The organism is Streptomyces sp. NPDC001889 (assembly GCF_053594535.1).
This window is the reverse complement of record NZ_JBSFER010000043.1, coordinates 15144-35559: the sequence shown is the minus strand read 5'-3', so window position 1 is coordinate 35559 and position 20416 is coordinate 15144. Positions and strand designations below refer to the sequence as shown.

6 protein-coding genes are annotated in these 20416 nt (G+C 70.9%); all 6 read left to right on the top strand.

The window, feature by feature from the left end:
- A partial coding sequence (locus ACWCRA_RS33925; protein WP_451069365.1) for an amino acid adenylation domain-containing protein occupies positions 1–15671 on the top strand: 15671 nt, incomplete at its 5' end.
- Positions 15672–16271, top strand: coding sequence for a hypothetical protein (locus ACWCRA_RS33920; protein ID WP_351559943.1), 600 nt, complete (start codon positions 15672–15674; stop codon positions 16269–16271). It begins immediately after the preceding gene.
- 346 nt (positions 16272–16617) lie between these two features.
- Positions 16618–17232: a hypothetical protein gene (locus ACWCRA_RS33915; RefSeq protein WP_351559810.1), complete on the top strand. Its 615-nt coding sequence runs from the start codon at positions 16618–16620 to the stop codon at positions 17230–17232.
- Positions 17233–17234: 2 nt separating this feature from the next.
- Positions 17235–18398: an efflux RND transporter periplasmic adaptor subunit gene (locus tag ACWCRA_RS33910; protein ID WP_451069364.1), complete on the top strand. Its 1164-nt coding sequence runs from the start codon at positions 17235–17237 to the stop codon at positions 18396–18398.
- Positions 18395–19159: an ABC transporter ATP-binding protein gene (locus tag ACWCRA_RS33905; RefSeq protein ID WP_351559806.1), complete on the top strand. Its 765-nt coding sequence runs from the start codon at positions 18395–18397 to the stop codon at positions 19157–19159. Before ACWCRA_RS33910 ends, ACWCRA_RS33905 begins: the two co-directional genes overlap by 4 nt.
- Positions 19156–20358 carry an ABC transporter permease gene (locus ACWCRA_RS33900; RefSeq protein WP_351559804.1) on the top strand — a complete coding sequence of 401 codons (1203 nt, stop codon included), beginning with the start codon at positions 19156–19158 and terminating at the stop codon, positions 20356–20358. Before ACWCRA_RS33905 ends, ACWCRA_RS33900 begins: the two co-directional genes overlap by 4 nt.
- Positions 20359–20416: the final 58 nt, after the last annotated feature.

The following is a 20416-nucleotide window of genomic DNA, read 5'->3' as shown; positions in this document are numbered from 1 at the left end:
TGGTGGCGGGTGGGGTGCTGCCGATCGGGCGGCCGATGGACAATACGCGGTTGTTCGTGCTGGACGGTTTCCTTCAGCCGGTGCCGGTGGGTGTGACGGGTGAGTTGTATGTGGCGGGTGCGGGTCTGGCGCGGGGGTATGCGGGGCGTCCGGGGCTGACCGCGGAGCGGTTTGTGGCCTGCCCGTATGGGGGTCGGATGTACCGGACGGGGGACTTGGCCCGGTGGACCGCGGACGGTGAGGTGGTGTTCGCGGGCCGGGCGGACGCGCAGGTGAAGATTCGCGGGTTCCGGGTGGAGCCGGGTGAGATCGAGGCGGTGCTCGCCTCGCACGGGTCGGTGGGCCAGGTCGCGGTGATCGTGCGGGAGGACCGGCCGGGGGACAAGCGGCTGGTGGCGTATGTGGTGCCCGCGGCCGGCAGCGTTGTGGATTCGTCGTTGTTGAAGTCGTTTGTCGGTGACCGGCTGCCGGAGTTCATGGTTCCGTCGGCGGTGGTGGTGCTGGACGGGCTGCCGCTGAATGTGAACGGGAAGCTGGACCGTGCGGCGCTGCCGGTGCCGGAGTTCGCGGTGCGGGCGGGCGGCCGGGGCCCGGCGACCCCGGTGGAGGAGGTCCTGTGCGGGCTGTTCGCCGAGGTGCTGGGTCTGGACCGGGTCGGGGCCGAGGTGTCGTTCTTCGACCTCGGCGGCGACTCCCTCCTCGCCATGCGCCTCATCGCCCGCGTTCGCGCCGTCCTCGACACCGAGGTCAGCATTCGCGACCTCTTCTCCGCCGGGACGGTCGCCGGCCTGGCCGCACTGATCGACGAGACGGACGGGGACACCCGTATCGCTCTGACACCCCGGCCCCGGCCGGACGTCGTACCCCTCTCGTACGCCCAGCAGCGGATGTGGTTCCTGAACCGCCTGGAGGAGACCGACTCGGGCGCCGACGCGGCCTACAACCTCCCACTGACCCTGCGTATGTCCGGCGATCTGGATGTCGCGGCGCTGGAGGCCGCGATCAGCGACATCGCCGACCGGCACGAGAGCCTGCGGACCGTCTTCCCCGAGACCGACGGCGCCCCGCGCCAGCACATCCTGGAGGGTCCCGCCGGACGGCCGCCGCTGACGATCATCGAGACGGACGAGAGCGAGCTCCAGAACGTCCTCACCGTCCACTCGGCACGGGGATTCGACGTCAGCGTCGATCTGCCGTGGCGGACGTGGCTGTTCGTCACCGGTCCTTCGGAGTATGTGCTGCTGATCGTGGCGCATCACATCGCGGTCGACGGCTGGTCGATGGGCGCCCTCTCCCGCGACCTGGGGACCGCCTACACCGCGCGCAGGGAAGGCCGGACACCCGGCTGGGAGCCGCTGCCGGTCCAGTACGCGGACTACGCGCTCTGGCAGCGCGAGGTCCTCGGCGACCTCGACGACCCCGACAGCCTCATCAGCAGCCAGATCAACCACTGGCGTGAGGCCCTGGAGGGCGCTCCTGAAGAGCTGGTGCTCCCCACCGACCGGCCGAGGCCCTCGATACCGTCCTTCCAGGGACACTCGGTGCCGCTCAGGGTGGGCGCCGACGCGCACGCCGGTCTGGTGGAGGTCGCGGGGCGTGGCCGGGCGACGATGTTCATGGTCATGCATGCCGCGGTGGCCATGCTGCTGTCGCGGATGGGTTCCGGGGACGACATTCCCATCGGAACCCCGATCGCCGGTCGCGGGGACGCCGCGCTGGACGACCTGGCGGGCTTCTTCGTCAATACGCTGGTGCTGCGCGCGGATCTGAGCGGGGACCCGACCTTCACCGAGCTGCTGGCACGGGTCCGCGAAACCGACCTCGGAGCATACGGCCATCAGGATGTGCCGTTCGAGCGGCTGGTGGATGTACTGAGCCCGGTCCGGACACTCTCCCGCAACCCGCTCTTCCAGGTGATGCTGGCCCTCCAGAACGTACCGGAGGCCCGCTGGGAACTCCCCGGCCTCGACGTCGGCCCCCTGCCTCCCGCCTCGGAGCTGGCAGCCCGGTTCGACCTCTCCGTCACGCTGGTCGAACAGCGGGACGACGACGGAGCGCCGGCCGGTATCGGCGGGGGAATCCTCTACGCCACGGACATCTTCGACGAGGAGACCGTGCGCGGACTCGCCCGTCGCCTGGGCCATGTGCTGGAACAGGTCGCGGCCGACCCCGGAACCAGACTGAGCCGGATCGAGGTACTGGACGAGACCGACCGCGCCCAGGTCGTCACCGACTGGAACGACACCCACGAGGCGCCGGAGGCCGAAACGGTCCTCGGCCTGTTCGCGGCGAGGGTGGAGACCGCGCCCGATGTCGCGGCGGTGCGGTGTGGGTCGGAGGTGCTGTCGTACGGGGAGTTGGAGGCGCGTGCGAACCGGCTGGCCCGCCATCTGAGCGACCTGGGTGTGGGCCGGGAGTGTGTGGTGGGTCTGTGCCTGCCGCGCGGGGTCGACATGGTGGTGGCGCTGCTGGCGGTGTGGAAGGCCGGTGGCGCGTATGTGCCACTCGACCCGGACTATCCGGCGGACCGTCTCGCGTACATGATCTCCAACAGCGGTGCCTCGGTGGTCCTGGCCACGGCCGGCATCGAGGTACCCGGGCCCGATACGCCCGTACTGTTCCTGGATGGTGCTGGGGACGCGATCGCCGCTCAGTCCTCGGAGCCGCTCGACACGGTGGTGGGTCCGGAGCAGTTGGCGTATGTGATCTATACGTCGGGTTCGACGGGCCGTCCGAAGGGTGTGGCGGTGGCGCATGGCGGGGTGGCGAACCTCGCACAGGTGATGCGTCCCGTGCTGGGCGTGGCGGAAGGGGTGGTGGCGCTTCAGTTCGCCTCCTTCAGCTTCGATGCGGCTGTGCTGGATGTGGCGGTGACGCTGGGTGCGGGTGGGACGCTCGCCATCGCTACGAGTGAGGAGCGGAGGGAGCCGGAGGCGCTGGCGGAGATGATCCGTGCCGCCGGTGTCGAGGTTGCCAGTGTGGTGCCGTCGCTGCTGGGTGTGCTGGATCCGGGTGCGGTGTCGGGTGTGCGGAACTGGGTGCTGGGTGCGGAGCGGTTGAACGCTGATCTGGCGAGCCGGTGGCTGGCGGGGGCCCGGGTGTGGAATACGTACGGTCCGACTGAGGCGACCGTGATCACCACCGCTGTACCGCTCGATCCGGCGATGGGTCCGGAGGATCAGCCTCCGGCCATCGGCGCCCCGATCGGCAACGCCCGGGTGTTCGTGCTGGACGATTTCCTCCAGCCCGTACCCGTGGGCGTCACCGGCGAGCTGTATGTGGCGGGTGCCGGTCTGGCCCGGGGCTATGTCGGCCGGCCGGATCTGACCGCTGAGCGGTTCGTCGCGAACCCGTATGGCGGCCGGATGTACCGCTCGGGTGACCTGGCCCGGTGGACCGTCGACGGGCAGCTCCTCTTCGCGGGCCGGGCGGATGAGCAGGTGAAGATCCGTGGCTTCCGGGTCGAGCCGGGTGAGATCGAAGCTGTGATCGCTTCGCACGAGACGGTCGGCCAGGTCGCGGTGGTCGTCCGCGAGGACCGGCCGGGAGACAAGCGCCTGGTCGCCTATGTCGTCCCGGCCGCGGAGGCCGTCGACACCGACGCGCTGAAGCGGCACGCCGGAGACCGGCTGCCCGAGTACATGGTCCCGGCCGCGATCGTTCTCCTCGACGCGCTGCCGCTGACCGTCAACGGCAAGCTCGACAGGGCCGCGCTGCCGGCTCCTGAGTCGTCGGGGGAGAGCGGCGGCCGGGCCCCCGCGACACCGACAGAGGAACGGCTGTGTGCCCTGTTCGCCGAGGTTCTCGGCGTGGAGCAGGTGAGTGCTGACGGTTCGTTCTTCGAGCTGGGCGGCGACTCGATCATGTCGATGCTGCTGGTGTCGAGTGCTCGCCGCGCGGGTCTCGTCATCACCGCCCGTCAGGTCTTCGAGCGTCAGACGCCGGAGGGTCTGGCCGTGGTGGCGGCTGCGGTGGGCGAGGGTGCGGTGTCGGGTGGCGGGGAGCCGGGGGTCGGCGAGATTCCGCTCACTCCGGTGATGCATGAGGTGATCGACCGGGTCGGTCCGGAGAAGCTGGGCCAGGTGGTGCTGTCCGCGATGGTGGAGACCCCGGTGGGTCTGGACTTCGCGGTCCTGTCGGACGCGGTCCAGACTCTGGTCGATCACCACGACATCCTGCGTGCCCGGCTGGTCGACGGCACCGGGGGCCGGAGCCGTCACCTCGTGGTGCCCGAGCCGGGCCAGGTCCCCGCCGACCGGCTTCTCCGCCGGGTGGAGGCGGCCGGGCTGGAGCGCGAGGCGCGCAACCGTGTGATCGGTGAGGAGATGAAGGCGGCCATCCAGGGGCTGGACCCGTGGGACGGTGTGATGACCCAGCTGGTCTGGTTCGACCTCGGACCGGACACCCCCGGCCGGCTTCTGCTGATCGTCCATCACCTCGTCCTGGACACGGTGTCCTTGCGGGTGCTGCTGCCGGACCTCGCCGAGGCGTACGAGGAGCTGGCAGCCGGGCGCGATGCCGCGCTGGAGCCCGTACCAACGTCCTTCCGGCACTGGGCGCGCGAGCTGGCGGCCCAGGCGACCGGTGCGGAGCGGCTGGCTGAGGTTCCCCAGTGGGTGGAGTTCCTCCAGGGCCCCGATCCGCTTCTCACCGACGAGCCGGTCGATCCGGAGCGCGATGTCCAGGCGACCCTGCGCGAGTCGTCGGTACGGGTGCCCATCGAGATCACGTCCGAGCTGTTGACCAGCGTCCCGACCGCGTTCCACGCGGGCATCGACGATGTGCTGATGACCGGACTCGCGGCGGCTGTCGCCGAGTGGCGGCGCGACCGGGGAGCCGCCGCGGGCGGTCTCCTGGTGGATCTGGAGGGTCACGGCCGCGTACCTCTCTCCGACAGCGACGACCTCTCCCGGACGGTGGGCTGGTTCACCAGCAGCCACCCGGTACGGCTCGACGCCGGCTCCATTGACCCTGCGGAGGTCCGGGAGGGCGGCGCTGCCGCCGGGCGGGTGTTCAAGCGGGTGAAGGAGCAGATCCGCGCCGTCCCCGGTGATGGTCTGGGCTACGGCATTCTGCGTCATCTCAATCCGGAGGCCGCGCCCGAGCTGGCGGCACTGCCCCCGGCACAGATCGGCTTCAACTACCTCGGCCGCTTCTCCGCCACCCCCGCGACCCCCGGCAAGGGAGCCCAGTCGGGATGGGCCCCGCCCCGCGACGGCGGAGACGTCAGTCTGGGCGGTGACTATCCGGTCATGCACGCGCTGGAGGTCATGGGTGTGGTGCGTGATCTGCCGGAGGGTCCCGAGCTGACTCTGTCGCTGCTCTGGCCCGAGCACCTGTGGGAGGAGGAGGCGGTCTCCCGGCTGCTGGACGGCTGGGCGGCGATGCTGGCCGGGCTGGTCACGCACACCACGGGGTCGGGCAGTACGGCTGGTCACACGCCCTCGGACTTCTCGCTGGTGTCGCTGGACCAGGCGCGGATCGAGGAGCTGGAGGCGGAGGTTCCGGGATTGGTGGAGGTGCTCCCCGTCTCGCCTCTCCAGGAAGGTCTGCTCTTCCACGCGCTCTTCGACGAGCAGGGCACGGATGTCTATGTCGAGCAGCTCGACCTGGGCCTCGAAGGACCGCTGGACCCGGTGGCCCTCCGCGCGGCCTGGCAGGCACTGCTCGACCGGCACGCCAGCCTCCGGGCCGGCTTCCGGCAACTCCCGGGCGTCGACCAACCGGTCCAGGTCGTCGCCGCGAAGGTCACCATGCCCTGGCGGCAGGAGGACCTCTCCGGTCTCTCGGCCGAGGAAGCGGCAGCCGAGGCCGACCGGGTGGGAATCGAGGAACGCTCCCGCCGCTTCGACCTCGCCGCGCCGCCGCTGGTCAAGGTGACCCTCGTCAGCCTGGGAGCCGACCGCTACCGGATGATGATCACGCTGCACCACATCGCGCTGGACGGCTGGTCGCTGCCGATCCTGATGCAGGAGCTCTGGACGGCGTACGAGGCCGGCGGCAGTACGAGTGGTCTGCCCGCGGTGACTCCGTTCCGCGACTATCTCGAATGGCTCTCCCGGCAGGACCGCGACGCGGCCCGCGAAGCCTGGCGCGACGCGCTGGCCGACGCCGAGGAGCCCACGCTGATCGCTCCCGTGGAGCGGGACGCCGAACTCGTCCACGGCGAAGTGGTGCTCGGCGACGCCGATCCCGCGCTGGACGAGGCCCTGCGCGAACTGGTCCGCGATCAGGGGATCACCCTGAACACCGTGGTGCAGGCGGCCTGGGCGCTGCTCATCGGAAAGCTCACGGGCCGCCGGGACGTCGTCTTCGGCGCGAGTGTGGCGGGCCGGCCCGCCGAGCTGCCGGGCATGGAGAACATGCTCGGGCTGTTCATCAACACCGTTCCGGTGCGCGTCCGGTTCGACCCGGCGCAGACCGTGGCGGGGATGCTGGCCGGGCTTCAGGCCGAGCAGTCCGTGCTCATGGACTACCAGTACCTCAGCCTCAGCGACATCCAGCGGCTGGCCGGTCCGGGTGCCGTCTTCGACACCATCATGGCCTTCGAGAACTTCCCATCGGGCGGTAACCAGGAGGCTCCCCCGGAGACCGATTCCCCGATGCCCGGACCGGGCGGACTGCGGGTGTTCGAATCGGGGATTCGGGAGTCGATCAACTTCCCGCTGGGGCTCGTGGCGGGGCCGATCGGTGGTCTGAGCATGCGCCTGACCTACCGCCCGGACCTGTTCACCGCCGACGAGGCCCAAGGGCTCCTCGGCCGGCTGCTGCGTCTGCTGGAGCAGATGACGCGGAACCCGGACGCCCTCCTCAGCCGGATCGAGGTCCTGGAGGAGACCGAGCGGAGCCAGGTCGTGTCCGAGTGGAACGACACCGCACAGCCGATCGACGACGGCACGGTGCTCGACCACTTCGCGGGACAGGTCGCGCGGGTGCCGGACGCCCCGGCGGTGCGGTGCGGACCGGAAGTGCTGTCGTACGGGGAGTTGGAGGCGCGTGCGAACCGGCTGGCCCGGTATCTGGTCGCCCTGGGTGTGGGTCGGGAGTGTGTGGTGGGTCTGTGCCTGCCGCGCGGGGTCGACATGGTGGTGGCGCTGCTGGCGGTGTGGAAGGCCGGTGGCGCGTATGTGCCACTCGACCCGGAGCATCCGGAGGACCGCCTCGCGTACATGATCTCCGACAGTGGTGCCTCGGTGGTCCTGGCCACGGCCGGCATCGAGGTACCCGGGCCCGATACGCCCGTACTGTTCCTGGATGGTGCTGCGGACGCGATCGCCGCTCAGTCCTCGGAGCCGCTCGACACGGTGGTGGGTCCGGAGCAGTTGGCGTATGTGATCTATACGTCGGGTTCGACGGGCCGTCCGAAGGGTGTGGCGGTCGCCCACGGCGGGGTGGCGAACCTCGCCCAGGTGATGCGCCCCGTGCTCGGTGTCGACGAGGGTGTCGTCGCCCTTCAGTTCGCCTCCTTCAGCTTCGACGCGGCGGTTCTCGATGTCGCGGTCACGCTGGGTGCCGGTGGGACGCTCGCTATCGCGTCGAGTGAGGAGCGGAGGGAGCCGGAGGCGCTGGCGGAGATGATCCGTACCGCCGGGGTGGAAGTCGCCAGTGTGGTGCCGTCGCTGCTGGGTGTGCTGGATCCGGGTGCGGTGTCGGGTGTGCGGAACTGGGTGCTGGGTGCGGAGCGGTTGAACGCTGATCTGGCGAGCCGGTGGCTGGCGGGGTCGCGGGTGTGGAATACGTACGGTCCGACTGAGGCGACCGTGATCACCACTGCTGTGCCGCTGGACCCGGCGATGGGTCCGGAGGATCAGCCTCCGGCCATCGGCGCCCCGATCGGCAACGCCCGCGTCCTTGTCCTGGACGGTTTCCTCCAGCCCGTACCCGTGGGCGTCACCGGCGAGCTGTATGTGGCCGGTGACGGTCTGGCCCGGGGCTACGTCGGCCGCCCGGATCTGACCGCTGAGCGGTTCGTGGCCAACCCGTATGGCGGTCGGATGTACCGCTCGGGCGACCTCGCCCGGTGGACCGTCGACGGGCAGCTCCTCTTCGCCGGCCGGGCGGATGAGCAGGTGAAGATCCGTGGCTTCCGTGTCGAGCCGGGTGAGATCGAGGCCGTGATCGCTTCGCACGAGACGGTCGGCCAGGTCGCGGTGGTCGTCCGCGAGGACCGGCCGGGAGACAAGCGCCTGGTCGCCTATGTCGTCCCGGCCGCGGAGGCCGTCGACACCGACGCGCTGAAGCGGCACGCCGGAGACCGGCTGCCCGAGTACATGGTCCCGGCCGCGATCGTTCTCCTCGACGCGCTGCCGCTGACCGTCAACGGCAAGCTGAACCGGTCCGCGCTGCCCGTCCCCGAGGTCGCGGCACGTCAGGGCCGGGGCCCGGCGACCCTGATGGAGGAGGTGCTGTGCGGGCTCTTCGCCGAAGTGCTGGGACTCGACGACGTGGGCGCCGAGGCATCCTTCTTCGATCTGGGCGGTGACTCGCTCCTCGCGATGCGGCTGATCTCCCGGGTCCGCGCCGTCCTCGACACCGAGGTGAGCATCCGGGATCTCTTCACCGCCGCCACCGTGGCCGGTCTGGCCGGTCTCATCGACGGGACCGACGGGGAGACCCGGATCGCCCTGACCCGGCGGGAACGGCCGGATGTGCTGCCGCTGTCGTACGCGCAGCAGCGGATGTGGTTCCTCAACCGGCTGGAGGGAGCCGGAGAGGGCGCCGGCTACAACATGCCGATCGCGCTCAGGCTCTCCGGCGAACTGGATGTGGCGGCGCTGGAGGCGGCCATCGGCGATGTGGCCGACCGGCACGAGAGTCTGCGGACCGTCTTCCCGGAGACCGACGGCGCGCCGCGTCAGCACATCCTCACCGGGGAGGCCGGCCGTCCGCCGCTGATCGTCGTCGAGACGGACGAGAGCGGGCTTCAGGACGCGCTCGCCGCTCATGGCGGACGCCGCTTCGATCTGAGCGTCGATCTGCCGTGGCGGGTCCGGCTGCTTGTGACGGGTCCCGCTGAGTACGTCCTGCTGATCGTCGTGCACCATGTGGCGTCCGACGGCTGGTCCATGGGCGTGCTGACGCGTGACCTCGGCACCGCCTACACGGCCCGCCGCGAGGGCACGGCGCCCGGCTGGGAGCCGCTGCCGGTCCAGTACGCGGACTACGCGCTCTGGCAGCGCGAGGTGCTCGGAGCGCTGGACGACGAGGACAGCCTGGTCAGCGGCCAGCTCGCGTACTGGCGGGATGCTCTGTCGGGTGCGCCGGAGGAGTTGGTGCTGCCGGTGGACCGGCGGCGGCCGGCGGTGTCGACGTTCCGCGGCGGCATGGCCGAGGTGCGGGTGGGTGCGCGGGCTCATGCGCGGCTGGTGGAGCTGGCGCAGCGTGGTGGGGCGACGATGTTCATGGTGGTGCACGCGGCGATGGCGGCGATGCTGTCGCGGCTGGGTGCGGGTGATGATGTTCCGATCGGTGCGGCGGTGGCGGGGCGCGGGGACGCGGCGCTGGATGATCTGGCGGGTTTCTTCGTCAACACGCTGGTGCTGCGGACGGATCTGAGGGAGAACCCGACCTTCAGCGAGCTGCTGGCGCGGGTCCGGGAGACCGACCTCGCCGCCTACGCCCACCAGGATGTGCCGTTCGAGCGGCTGGTCGATGTGCTCAACCCGGCCCGTTCGATGGGCCGCAACCCGCTGTTCCAGGTCTCGCTGTCGGTGCAGGGCGCCCAGCGGGAGGGCGGAAAGCTCTGGGACCTGCCGGGGCTCGACGCGAGCCCGCTGGCCGCCGGAGCCGAGGCCGCTTCCGCCCGGGTGGACCTGGCACTCGATCTGAACGAGCACCGGGACGGGGACGGCGGTCCGTCCGGGATGCTGGGCACGCTGCTGTACGCGGTGGATCTTTTCGACGCGGGGACGGCGCGGGCGTTGTCGGAGCGGTTGGTGCGGGTGCTGGAGCAGGTGGCGGCTGATCCTTCGGTGCGGCTGAGTGAGATCGCGGTGCTGGACGAGGCCGAGCGCGTCCGGGTGGTGTCCGGGTGGAACGAGACGGCTCGTGCGGTGGAGAGCGGGTCGCTGGCGGAGCTGTTCGAGGCTCAGGTGGTGCGTTCGCCCGGTGCGGTCGCGGTCGTCGGTGCGGATCGTGAGTGGTCGTATGCCGAGGTGGACGCGGCGGCGGATCGGGTGGCGCGGACGCTCGCGGGTCGTGGTGTGGGGCGTGGTGATCTGGTCGGGGTGCTGCTGGAGCGGTCGCCGGAGCTGGTGGCGGTGCTGCTGGGTGTGGCGAAGGCGGGAGCCGGTTTCGTACCGGTCGACCCGGCCTATCCGGTCGAGCGGATCGGGTACATGCTCCGGGACTCCTCCCCGGCCCTCGTCGTCTGCTCGGACAGCACGGCGCGGACGGTTCCTTCGGATGTGCCGCGGTGGGTCTTCGACGGTCTCGACAGCCTCGGCGGCGTGGCCGATCACCCCGGCCGGCCGGTCCCGGCCGCGAGGACCGGCCTGGACGACACGGCGTATGTGATCTACACATCCGGTTCCACGGGCCGGCCCAAGGGGGTGGTGGTCACCCACCGGGGCATCGGGAACCTGGTGGCGGCCCAGATCGCGGCCCTGGACGTCGGAGCGGAGTCCCGGGTCCTGCAACTGTCGTCACTGAGCTTCGACGCCTCCGTGTGGGAGCTGTGCATGGCGCTGCTGTCGGGAGCCGCCCTCGTGGTGCCCGATACGGGGAGCCTGCCGCCGCACGGGTCGCTGGAGGAGACGGCCGAGCGGTTCGGCGTGACCCATGTGACGGTGCCGCCCTCGGTGCTCGCGCCGGTGGGTGAGCTGCCGGCGAGTGTGTCGACGCTGGTCGTGGCGGGTGAGGTGTGCCCGCCGTCGCTGGTCGAGCGGTGGTCGCGGGGCCGCGGACTGGTCAATGCCTACGGTCCGACGGAGGTGACGGTCTGCGCCTCGATGACCGGGGCGCTCTCCCCGGCGGGCGACGAGAGCCCGGTCCCGATCGGTGGTCCGCTTCCCAACACCCGGGCGTATGTCCTGGACGGTTTCCTCCAGCCGGTTCCGGTGGGGGTCGCGGGGGAGCTGTACGTATCGGGTCCGGGGCTCGCCCGCGGCTATCTGGACCGTCCGGGGCTGACCGCCGAGCGGTTCGTGGCGAGCCCCTACGGCGGCCGGATGTACCGCACCGGCGACCTGGTCCGCTGGCTTCCCGACGGACAGCTCGCCTTCGCGGGCCGGGCGGACGAGCAGGTGAAGATCCGTGGTTTCCGGGTCGAGCCGGGTGAGATCGAGGCCGTGATCGCCTCGCACGAGACGGTCGGCCAGGCCGCGGTGATCGTCCGCGAGGACCGGCCGGGGGACAGGCGGCTGGTCGCCTATGTGGTCCCGGCCGGCGACACGCAGGACGGCGGTCCGGACGCCTCGGCGCTCCGCGAGTTCACCGGTGACCGGCTGCCCGACCACCTCGTTCCGGCGGCGGTCGTCGTCCTGGACGCCCTGCCGGTCACCGTCAACGGCAAACTGGACCGGGCCGCGCTGCCGGCGCCCGATTTCGAGGCGCTGTCCGGCGGCCGGGAGCCCGGGACCGCGACGGAACACTCCATGGCCGGGCTGTTCGCCGAGATCCTCGGACTGGACCGGGTCGGCGCCGACGCCTCCTGGTTCGACCTGGGCGGTGACTCGCTGCTCGCGATGCGGCTGGTCTCCCGGATTCGTTCGGAGCTGGCCGCCGAGGTGAGCATCCGGGATCTGTTCACCGCGCCGACCGTCGCCGGGGTCGCCCGGCTCATCGACGGCACGGAGACCAGGACCCGTACCGCCCTGACCCGGCAGGAGCGGCCGGATGTGCTGCCGCTGTCGTACGCGCAGCAGCGGATGTGGTTCCTCAACCGGCTGGAGGGCGTCGGCGAGGGCGCGGGCTACAACCTGCCGATGACCCTGCGGATCTCCGGCGAGCTGGATGTCGCGGCGCTGGAGGCCGCGATCGGGGACATCGCCGACCGGCACGAGAGCCTGCGGACGGTCTTCCCCGAGACGGCCGGTGTCCCCCGCCAGCACATCCTGGAAGGCGCGGCGGGCCGCCCCCGGCTGGAGGTCGTGGAGACCGGTGAGGACGACCTCGACGCGGCCCTCGCCGAACACTCGCTGCGCGGCTTCGATCTGAGCGTCGATCTGCCGTGGCGGACCTGGCTGCTGGTGACGGGTCCCGCTGAGTACGTCCTGCTGATCGTCGTGCACCATGTGGCGTCCGACGGCTGGTCCATGGGCGTGCTCACCCGCGATCTGCGGGCTGCCTACGGGGCCCGCCGCGAGGGCACGGCGCCCGGCTGGGAGCCGCTGCCGGTCCAGTACGCGGACTACGCGCTCTGGCAGCGCGGCGAACTGGGCGACCTCGACGACGAGGAGAGTCTGATCAACGCCCAGCTCGCGTACTGGCGGGACGCTCTGTCGGGTGCGCCGGAGGAGTTGGTGCTGCCGGTGGACCGGCGGCGGCCGGCGGTGTCGACGTTCCGCGGCGGGACGGCCGAGGTGCGGGTGGGTGCGCGGGCTCATGCGCGGCTGGTGGAGCTGGCGCAGCGTGGTGGGGCGACGATGTTCATGGTGGTGCACGCGGCGATGGCGGCGATGCTGTCGCGGCTGGGTGCGGGGGACGATGTTCCGATCGGTGCGGCGGTGGCGGGGCGCGGGGACGCGGCGCTGGATGATCTGGCGGGTTTCTTCGTCAACACGCTGGTGCTGCGGACGGATCTGACGGAGAACCCGACCTTCAGCGAGCTGCTGGCGCGGGTCCGCGAGACCGACCTCGCCGCCTACGCCCACCAGGACCTGCCCTTCGAACGGCTGGTGGACGACCTCAACCCGGCCCGCTCCATGGGCCGCAACCCGCTCTTCCAGGTCACCCTCTCCGTGCAGGGCGCCCAGCGCGAGCGCGGAAAGCTCTGGGACCTCCCGGACATCGAGGTCAGCCCGCTCGCACCCGCGTCGGACACCGCGTCGGCCCGGGTGGATCTCGCGCTCGATCTGAACGAGCACCGCGACGACGAGGGCAGCCCGGCGGGCATGATCGGCGCACTCCTCTACGCGGTGGATCTTTTCGACGCGGGAACGGCGCGGGCGTTGTCGGAGCGGTTGGTGCGGGTGCTGGAGCAGGTGGCGGCTGATCCTTCGGTGCGGCTGAGTGAGATCGCGGTGCTGGACGAGGCCGAGCGCGTCCGGGTGGTGTCCGGGTGGAACGAGACGGCTCGTGCGGTGGAGAGCGGGTCGCTGGCGGAGCTGTTCGAGGCTCAGGTGGTGCGTTCGCCCGGTGCGGTCGCGGTCGTTGGCGCGGATCGTGAGTGGTCGTATGCCGAGGTGGACGCGGCGGCGGATCGGGTGGCGCGGACGCTCGCGGGTCGTGGTGTGGGGCGTGGTGATCTGGTCGGGGTGCTGCTGGAGCGGTCGCCGGAGCTGGTGGCGGTGCTGCTGGGTGTGGCGAAGGCGGGAGCCGGTTTCGTACCGGTCGACCCGGCCTATCCGGTCGAGCGGATCGGGTACATGCTCCGGGACTCCTCCCCGGCCCTCGTCGTCTGCTCCGACGAGACCGCGCCCATCGTGCCCGACGGAGTGGCCCACTGGAGATTCAACACCCTCGCGGACACCGTGGACCGGCCGTCCGCCGGCACCGTCGGAGCCGATCGCGCCGGACCTGACGACACGGCGTATGTGATCTACACATCCGGTTCCACGGGCCGGCCCAAGGGGGTGGTGGTCACCCACCGGGGCATCGGGAACCTGCTGGCGGCCCAGATCGCGGCCCTGGACGTGGGGGCGGGCTCCCGGGTCCTGCAACTGGCCTCGCTGAGCTTCGACGCCTCCGTGTGGGAGCTGTGCACGGCACTGCTGTCGGGAGCCGCCCTCGTGGTCGCCGACGCGGAGAGCCTGCCGCCGCACGGGTCGCTGGAGGAGGTGACGGGCCGGTTCGGGGTCACCCACATGCTGGTGCCGCCGTCGCTGCTGGCACCGGTGGCGCAGCTCCCGGACAGCGTGGTGACCCTGGTCGTCGGAGGTGAGGCGTCACCGCCGGCCCTGGTCGAGCGGTGGGCGCCGCGTCTGCGGCTGGTCAACGCCTACGGCCCCACCGAGGTGACGGTGATGGCATCGCTGAGCGGGGCCATGACACCGGTCGGCGAGGGCGGTCCGGTCCCGATCGGCGGTCCGCTTCCCAACACCCGGGCGTATGTCCTGGACGGTTTCCTCCAGCCGGTTCCGGTGGGGGTCGCGGGGGAGCTGTACGTATCGGGTCCGGGGCTCGCCCGCGGCTATCTGGACCGTCCGGGGCTGACCGCCGAGCGGTTCGTGGCGAGCCCCTACGGCGGCCGGATGTACCGCACCGGCGACCTGGTCCGCTGGCTTCCCGACGGACAGCTCGCCTTCGCGGGCCGGGCGGACGAGCAGGTGAAGATCCGTGGTTTCCGGGTCGAGCCGGGTGAGATCGAGGCCGTGATCGCCTCGCACGAGACGGTCGGCCAGGCCGCGGTGGTCGTCCGCGAGGACCGGCCCGGCGCCAAGCGGCTGGTCGCCTATGTCGTACCCGGTGGGTCGGCCACGATCGACACACCCCGGCTCAGGGCGTACACGGCACAGCGGCTGCCCGACTACATGGTTCCGGCGGCCGTGGTCGTCCTGGACGCCCTGCCGGTCACCGTCAACGGCAAGCTGAACCGGGCCGCGCTGCCCGCGCCGGACACCACCAAGCTGGCCGGGCGGGACCCCCGGACACCCACGGAAGAGGCGCTCTGCGGGCTCTTCGCCGAGGTGCTCGGACTGGAACAGGCCGGCGCCGATGTCTCGTTCTTCGACCTCGGCGGAGACTCCCTCGTCGCGATGCGGCTCATCGCCCTCATCCGTGCGGTGCTCAACGCGGAGGTCAGCATCCGGGCCCTGATCGGGGCTCCCACCGTGGAGGCGGTCGCCCGGTCGCTGACCGGCGGCGCGGGCGCCGACGACACCGGACTCGTCCTGCCCATCAGGGCCGGCGGCGACCGGCCCCCGCTGTTCTGCATCCACCCCAGCACCGGGCTGAGCTGGTGCTACACCGGCCTCGCCGACCATCTGCCGGCGGACCGGCCCGTGTACGGACTCCAGGCGCACGGCTTCGGCTCCGACGAGCGGAGCCCCGGCACGCTGGAGGAGATGGCGGCGGAGTACGCCGACCGCATCCGTGCCGTTCAGCCGGCCGGGCCGTACCACCTGCTCGGCTGGTCGTTCGGCGGGACCGCGGCGCAGGCCGTGGCGACCCACCTCCAGGACCAGGGGGAGGAGGTGGCCCTGCTGGTCAGCCTGGACGGCTATCCGGCCGGTGCGGACACGCCCGAGCCCGCGCCGGGCGACGGCGCCGGAGCAGCGAGGAGGAATGCGCGGATGCTCCGTGAGATCCACGAGGTCAACGCGCACAATGTCCGGCTGCTGCACGCGTTCACGCCCCGGCTCTACCGGGGTGACCTGATGCTCTTCATCGCTTCCGAAGGGCATCCGGCCACAGGACAGCCGACCGGGTCTCCGGACAGTTGGACACCCTATGTGGATGGGATCGTGGAGAGCGTCACGATCACCTCCGATCACGACGGAATGATGAAGCCGACGCCCCTCGCGGAAATCGGACGACTGATTTCCGCACGACTTGAGGACAGGGGAGTGTAAATGGACGACAGGGTGGGTTCCGCAGAGGGACAGGGCACCGAGCGCAAGAAGCAGTTACGCCTCGCCGTCGCGGTGGGCGTGGGTTCGGGGCTGGCCGTCGCCCTCGTGGTCGCCGGGCTGGCGTTCGCGTTCGACTCGGCCGGCTCGTCCGACGAGGGGAAGAGCGGCACGGGCAGCGCGGCCTCGCCCTCCAGCAAGGAGGACAACGAGAAATACGTGGCGAATCTGGCCTTCTCCACGTGCCTCCGCGAACAGGGAGTGGAGAAGTTCCCGCTGCCGCAGAGCAATGGCTCGATCAGGCTTGAGGCGTCCTCCGGGATAGACGTCAACACCCCGGAGTTCAAGAAAGCCGAGGAAGCCTGCCGAAAGCAGGCTCCGCCCATCGGCCAGAAGCAGAGCAGGCCACCGGACGCGCCCAAGATCGACGCGTCGAAATATGTCGCCTGTATGCGGGAGAGCGGACAGCCGGACTTCCCCGAGCCGGACGAGGGAGGGATGTTCATGGGAATCGACCTGAACACCCCCGAGTACAAGGCGGCGCAGAAGAAATGCGTCAAGTTCATGCCGGTGCTCGGAGGGCCCCCGGCCGGTACCTCCTAGGGAGTTTCTTCCGGATCGGGCCGGATCGGTGAGCGGGGTCCGGTGCCGTGGATCGCGAGGCGGAGGAGGGAGCCCACGCGGAGCGCCGGCGACCGGCGACAACGCGGCGAGGCGCGGTGCCGGGGCTCGCGAGCCCCGGCACGATCCGAAAGAGACGACCCAGCCCTGCCCAGTCCCCGGCCCCGGTCCGCCACCCCCTCGGCGGACCGGGGCCCTTCGCCGCCCCACGGCACTCCGCCGAGCGAAACCGTGCTGAAACCGCGCCCTCCGTAGAAAGGACACCGAGGCGGAAGTCCAGAGACCAAGGCAACGGGCGGACGCGGGCCAACGAACAATGGAGAATCACATGTCAGTTACTTCCAGCCCTGAGGCCGGCCGGAACCGGACGGGCACCCGCCGGACGCGCCGGGTCGCCGCGGTGGCCGCCCTGCTGACGACGGTCACCCTCTTCGCCGGGGCCTGCGGCAGTGACAGCGACAAGGACGACCAGGGCGTCGCGTCCGTACCGTCCGCGAAGCAGTCGTCCGGCGGCGGCACCGCCGAGGAGGGCGGCGCCAAGGGCGACCCGGTCGAGTACGCCAAGTGCATGCGCAAGAACGGCGTCGAGGACTTCCCGGACCCGCGCTCCGGCGGCGGGATCACCCTTCCGAGGGGCGTCGACCCCCAGTCCGAGGCCTTCAAGAAGTCCGAGGAGGCCTGCAAGGACTTCCGGCCCACCCGCGGTGACGTCGAGGTCCCCGGCGGCAACGAGTGGAGCAGCGACGACCAGGTGAAGTTCGCCCAGTGCATGCGCAAGAACGGTCTCTCCGACTTCCCCGACCCCTCCACGGACGGTGGCGTGATCCTCGGACAGGACACCGGGGTCGACCCCAAGTCGGAGCAGTTCAAGAAGGCCGACGAGGCCTGCAAGCAGTACAAGCCGCAGGGCGCTCCCGTTCCCGGCGCCGAGGGCGGGAACTGACCGTGACCACCACAGAAATCACCACCGAGGGCGCGGAGAGCACCCCGCCGCCCGAAGAGCCCGAACAGCGTCCCCGCACCCGGCAGCGGCGCAGAGGACGGACCGCGGCGATCGTCGTGGCCCTGGTCGCGGCCGGCGGTGTGGGATCGGTGCTCACCACCAACCCCTTCGAGGCCCGGGGCAGCGAGACCTCCGCCAGCAAGCAGGACACCGCGACCGACACCGTCAAGGTCACCAAGGGCACCCTGTCGTCACGGACCCAGCAGAACGGCACCCTCGGCTACGCCGGCTCGTACAACGTGGTCAACAAGGTCAGCGGCACCATCACCCGGCTGCCCTCCGTGGGTCAGGTCATCCGCCAGGGCAAGGCGCTCTACTGGGTGGACGGCAAGCCGGTGATCCTGCTGAAGGGCGGGAGGACACCGGTCTACCGCGAGCTGGCCCGGGGCGACGAGGGCGCCGACGTCAGGCAGCTGAACGCCGCCCTCGTCGAACTGGGCTACGCCACCGACGAGCAGATCGACCCCGACTCCGACTACTTCAGCCGGCAGACCCGCTGGGCCCTCAAAAAGCTCCAGGACGACGTGGGGCTGAAGGAGACGGGCAAACTCAGCCTCGGGGAGGCCCTGTTCCTGCCGGTCGACGAGATCAGGGTCACCAGTGTCGACGGGGTGATCGGCGGCTCCGCCGCACCCGGCAAGCCGATCATCCAGGGCTCGTCGACCGGGCGGCAGGTCACCGTCGAACTCAACGCCAGCCAGCAGTCCGATGTGAAGGTCGGCGACAAGGTCACCATCACCATGCCCGACGACACCCGGACACCCGGAGTGGTCTCGTCGGTGGGCAAGGTGGCCAAACAGGGCGAGAACAAGACCACCATCGACGTGACCATCAAACCGACCAAACCGAAGGCGACCGGCCGGCTCGACAAGGCACCCGTACAGGTCGCCATCGTCTCCGACACGGTGAAGGACGTTCTGTCGGTGCCCGTCGACGCCCTGCTGGCCCTGGCGGGCGGCGGATACGCCGTCGAGGTGGTGAAGGCCGACGGAACCCGCGAGCTGATCCCCGTGGAGACCAGGCTCTTCGACGACAGCGCGGGCCGGGTCGAGGTGAGCGGCGACCGGCTGCGGGCCGGCCAGGATGTCGTGGTGCCGGGCTCATGACCGAGACGACCACCGAAGAGAGAACGGCGGGCCGCCGCCGCACCGGTGACGCGGTGATGCAGCTCGACCGGGTCACCAAGATCTATCCCGGTGCGTCGCCGGTGGTGGCGCTCGACCAGGCCACCTTCACCATCGACCGCGGCGAACTCGTCGCGATCGTCGGCCCGTCGGGCTCCGGGAAATCGACACTGCTCCAGGTCATGGGCAGCCTCGACCGCCCCACCTCGGGCACGGTCCGCATCGTCGGCGACGATGTGGCCAAGATGTCGGACCGGGCCCTGGCGCGACTGCGGGCCTCCCGGATCGGCTTCGTCTTCCAGCAGTTCTTCCTCGCGCAGCACGCCACCGCGCTGGAGAACGTCGCCGACGGAATGCTGTACTCGGGCACCCGTCACGCGGCCCGGATGGCGGCGGCGACCGTCGCCCTGAAGCGGGTCGGGCTCGGCCACCGGATCGAGCACCGCCCGGCGGAACTGTCCGGCGGTGAGCGGCAGCGGGTCGCCATCGCCCGCGCCCTCGTCGGAAACCCCGCGATCGTGCTCGCCGACGAACCCACCGGCAACCTCGACAGCGTCAACGGTGCCGCGATCTTCAACCTGCTCAGAGAGCTGAACGCGGAGGGCACCACCATCGTCGTGATCACCCACGACCGGGACCTCGCGAGCCGGCTCCCCCGGCGCATCGAAGTCCTCGACGGCCACATCGTCACCGATGTCACCGCGGACGGTGAGCCGGTGTCCACCGAAAGGCGTCCGACATGACCCTCACGGCTCCACCCACCGGCCGGATGCACCCGGCCGATGTGGCCAGGACCGCCAGTGTCGGGCTGCGCACCCGGCGGATGAGGGCCGCGCTGTCGGCGCTCGGCATCGCCATCGGCGTCGCGGCGATGGTGGCGGTGCTGGGTCTCTCGGCCTCCTCGCAGGCGGGGCTCCTCGCCGAGATCGACAAGCTGGGCACCAACCTGCTGAGAGTCTCCCCCGGGCAGACCCTCAGCGGGGAGGACGCCAAACTGCCCCTGGAGGCAACGGCGATGATCGACCGGATCGGCCCGGTCGAGAACGTCCAGAGCACCGGGAACACCGACGCGTCCGCCTACCGCAACCCCCATATCCCCAAGGCCAACACCAACGCCATCTCCGTGAACGCCACCAGCCTCGGCCTGCCCGGCGTGGTGCGCGCCTCCGTCACCCAGGGCAGATTCCTCAACGCCGCAACCGCCCAGCAGCCGGTCGCCGTGCTCGGCGCGACCGCCGCGAAGAGGCTGGGCATCTCCCAGATCCACTCGGGGACCCGTATCTGGGTCGGGGGGCAGTGGTTCTACGTCGTCGGCATCCTGAACTCGGTCCGTCTGACACCCGAGGTCAACTCCTCCGTACTGGTGGGCTGGCCGGCCGCCGAGAAGTATCTCGACTTCGACGGCCACGCCTCCACGGTCTACGTACGGGCCGACACCGACCATGTGACCGAGGTGCAGCAGGTCCTCGCCGCCACGGCCAACCCGCAGAAGGCCGAGGAGGTCAAGGTCAGCCAGCCCTCCGCCGCGCTCGAAGCGCGCGCGGCGACCCAGTCCGCGCTCAACGGACTCTTCCTGGGACTGGGGGCGGTGGCCCTGCTCGTCGGCGGTATCGGTGTCGCCAACACCATGGTGATCTCGGTGCTCGAACGCCGCTCCGAGATCGGACTGCGGCGGGCACTCGGCGCGACCAAGGGCAACATCCTGGTCCAGTTCCTCTCCGAGGCGGTACTGCTCGCCGCGCTGGGCGGTGTCGCGGGAGTCGCCCTGGGCAGTCTCGCGACCGCGGTCTACGCCCAGATCAAGGAGTGGGAGACCGTGGTCCCGGTGCTCGCCTGGGGCGGTGGTCTGGCCGCGGCCGTCGCGATCGGCGCCCTGGCGGGACTCCTCCCCGCGCTCCGCGCCGCGCGGCTCCAGCCCACCGAGGCGCTCCGCATCGGCTGACACCACCCGCGCCCGGTACACGGACCACCCGGGCCGTGTACCGGGCGACGGCATGGTG

Excerpts from the sequence above, each read along its gene's own strand:
- ACWCRA_RS33920 (WP_351559943.1), top strand. The coding sequence starts at position 15,672 with ATGGACGACAGGGTGGGTTCCGCAGAGGGACAGGGCACCGAGCGCAAG.
- ACWCRA_RS33915 (WP_351559810.1), top strand. The coding sequence starts at position 16,618 with ATGTCAGTTACTTCCAGCCCTGAGGCCGGCCGGAACCGGACGGGCACC.
- ACWCRA_RS33905 (WP_351559806.1), top strand. The coding sequence starts at position 18,395 with ATGACCGAGACGACCACCGAAGAGAGAACGGCGGGCCGCCGCCGCACC.
- ACWCRA_RS33900 (WP_351559804.1), top strand. The coding sequence starts at position 19,156 with ATGACCCTCACGGCTCCACCCACCGGCCGGATGCACCCGGCCGATGTG.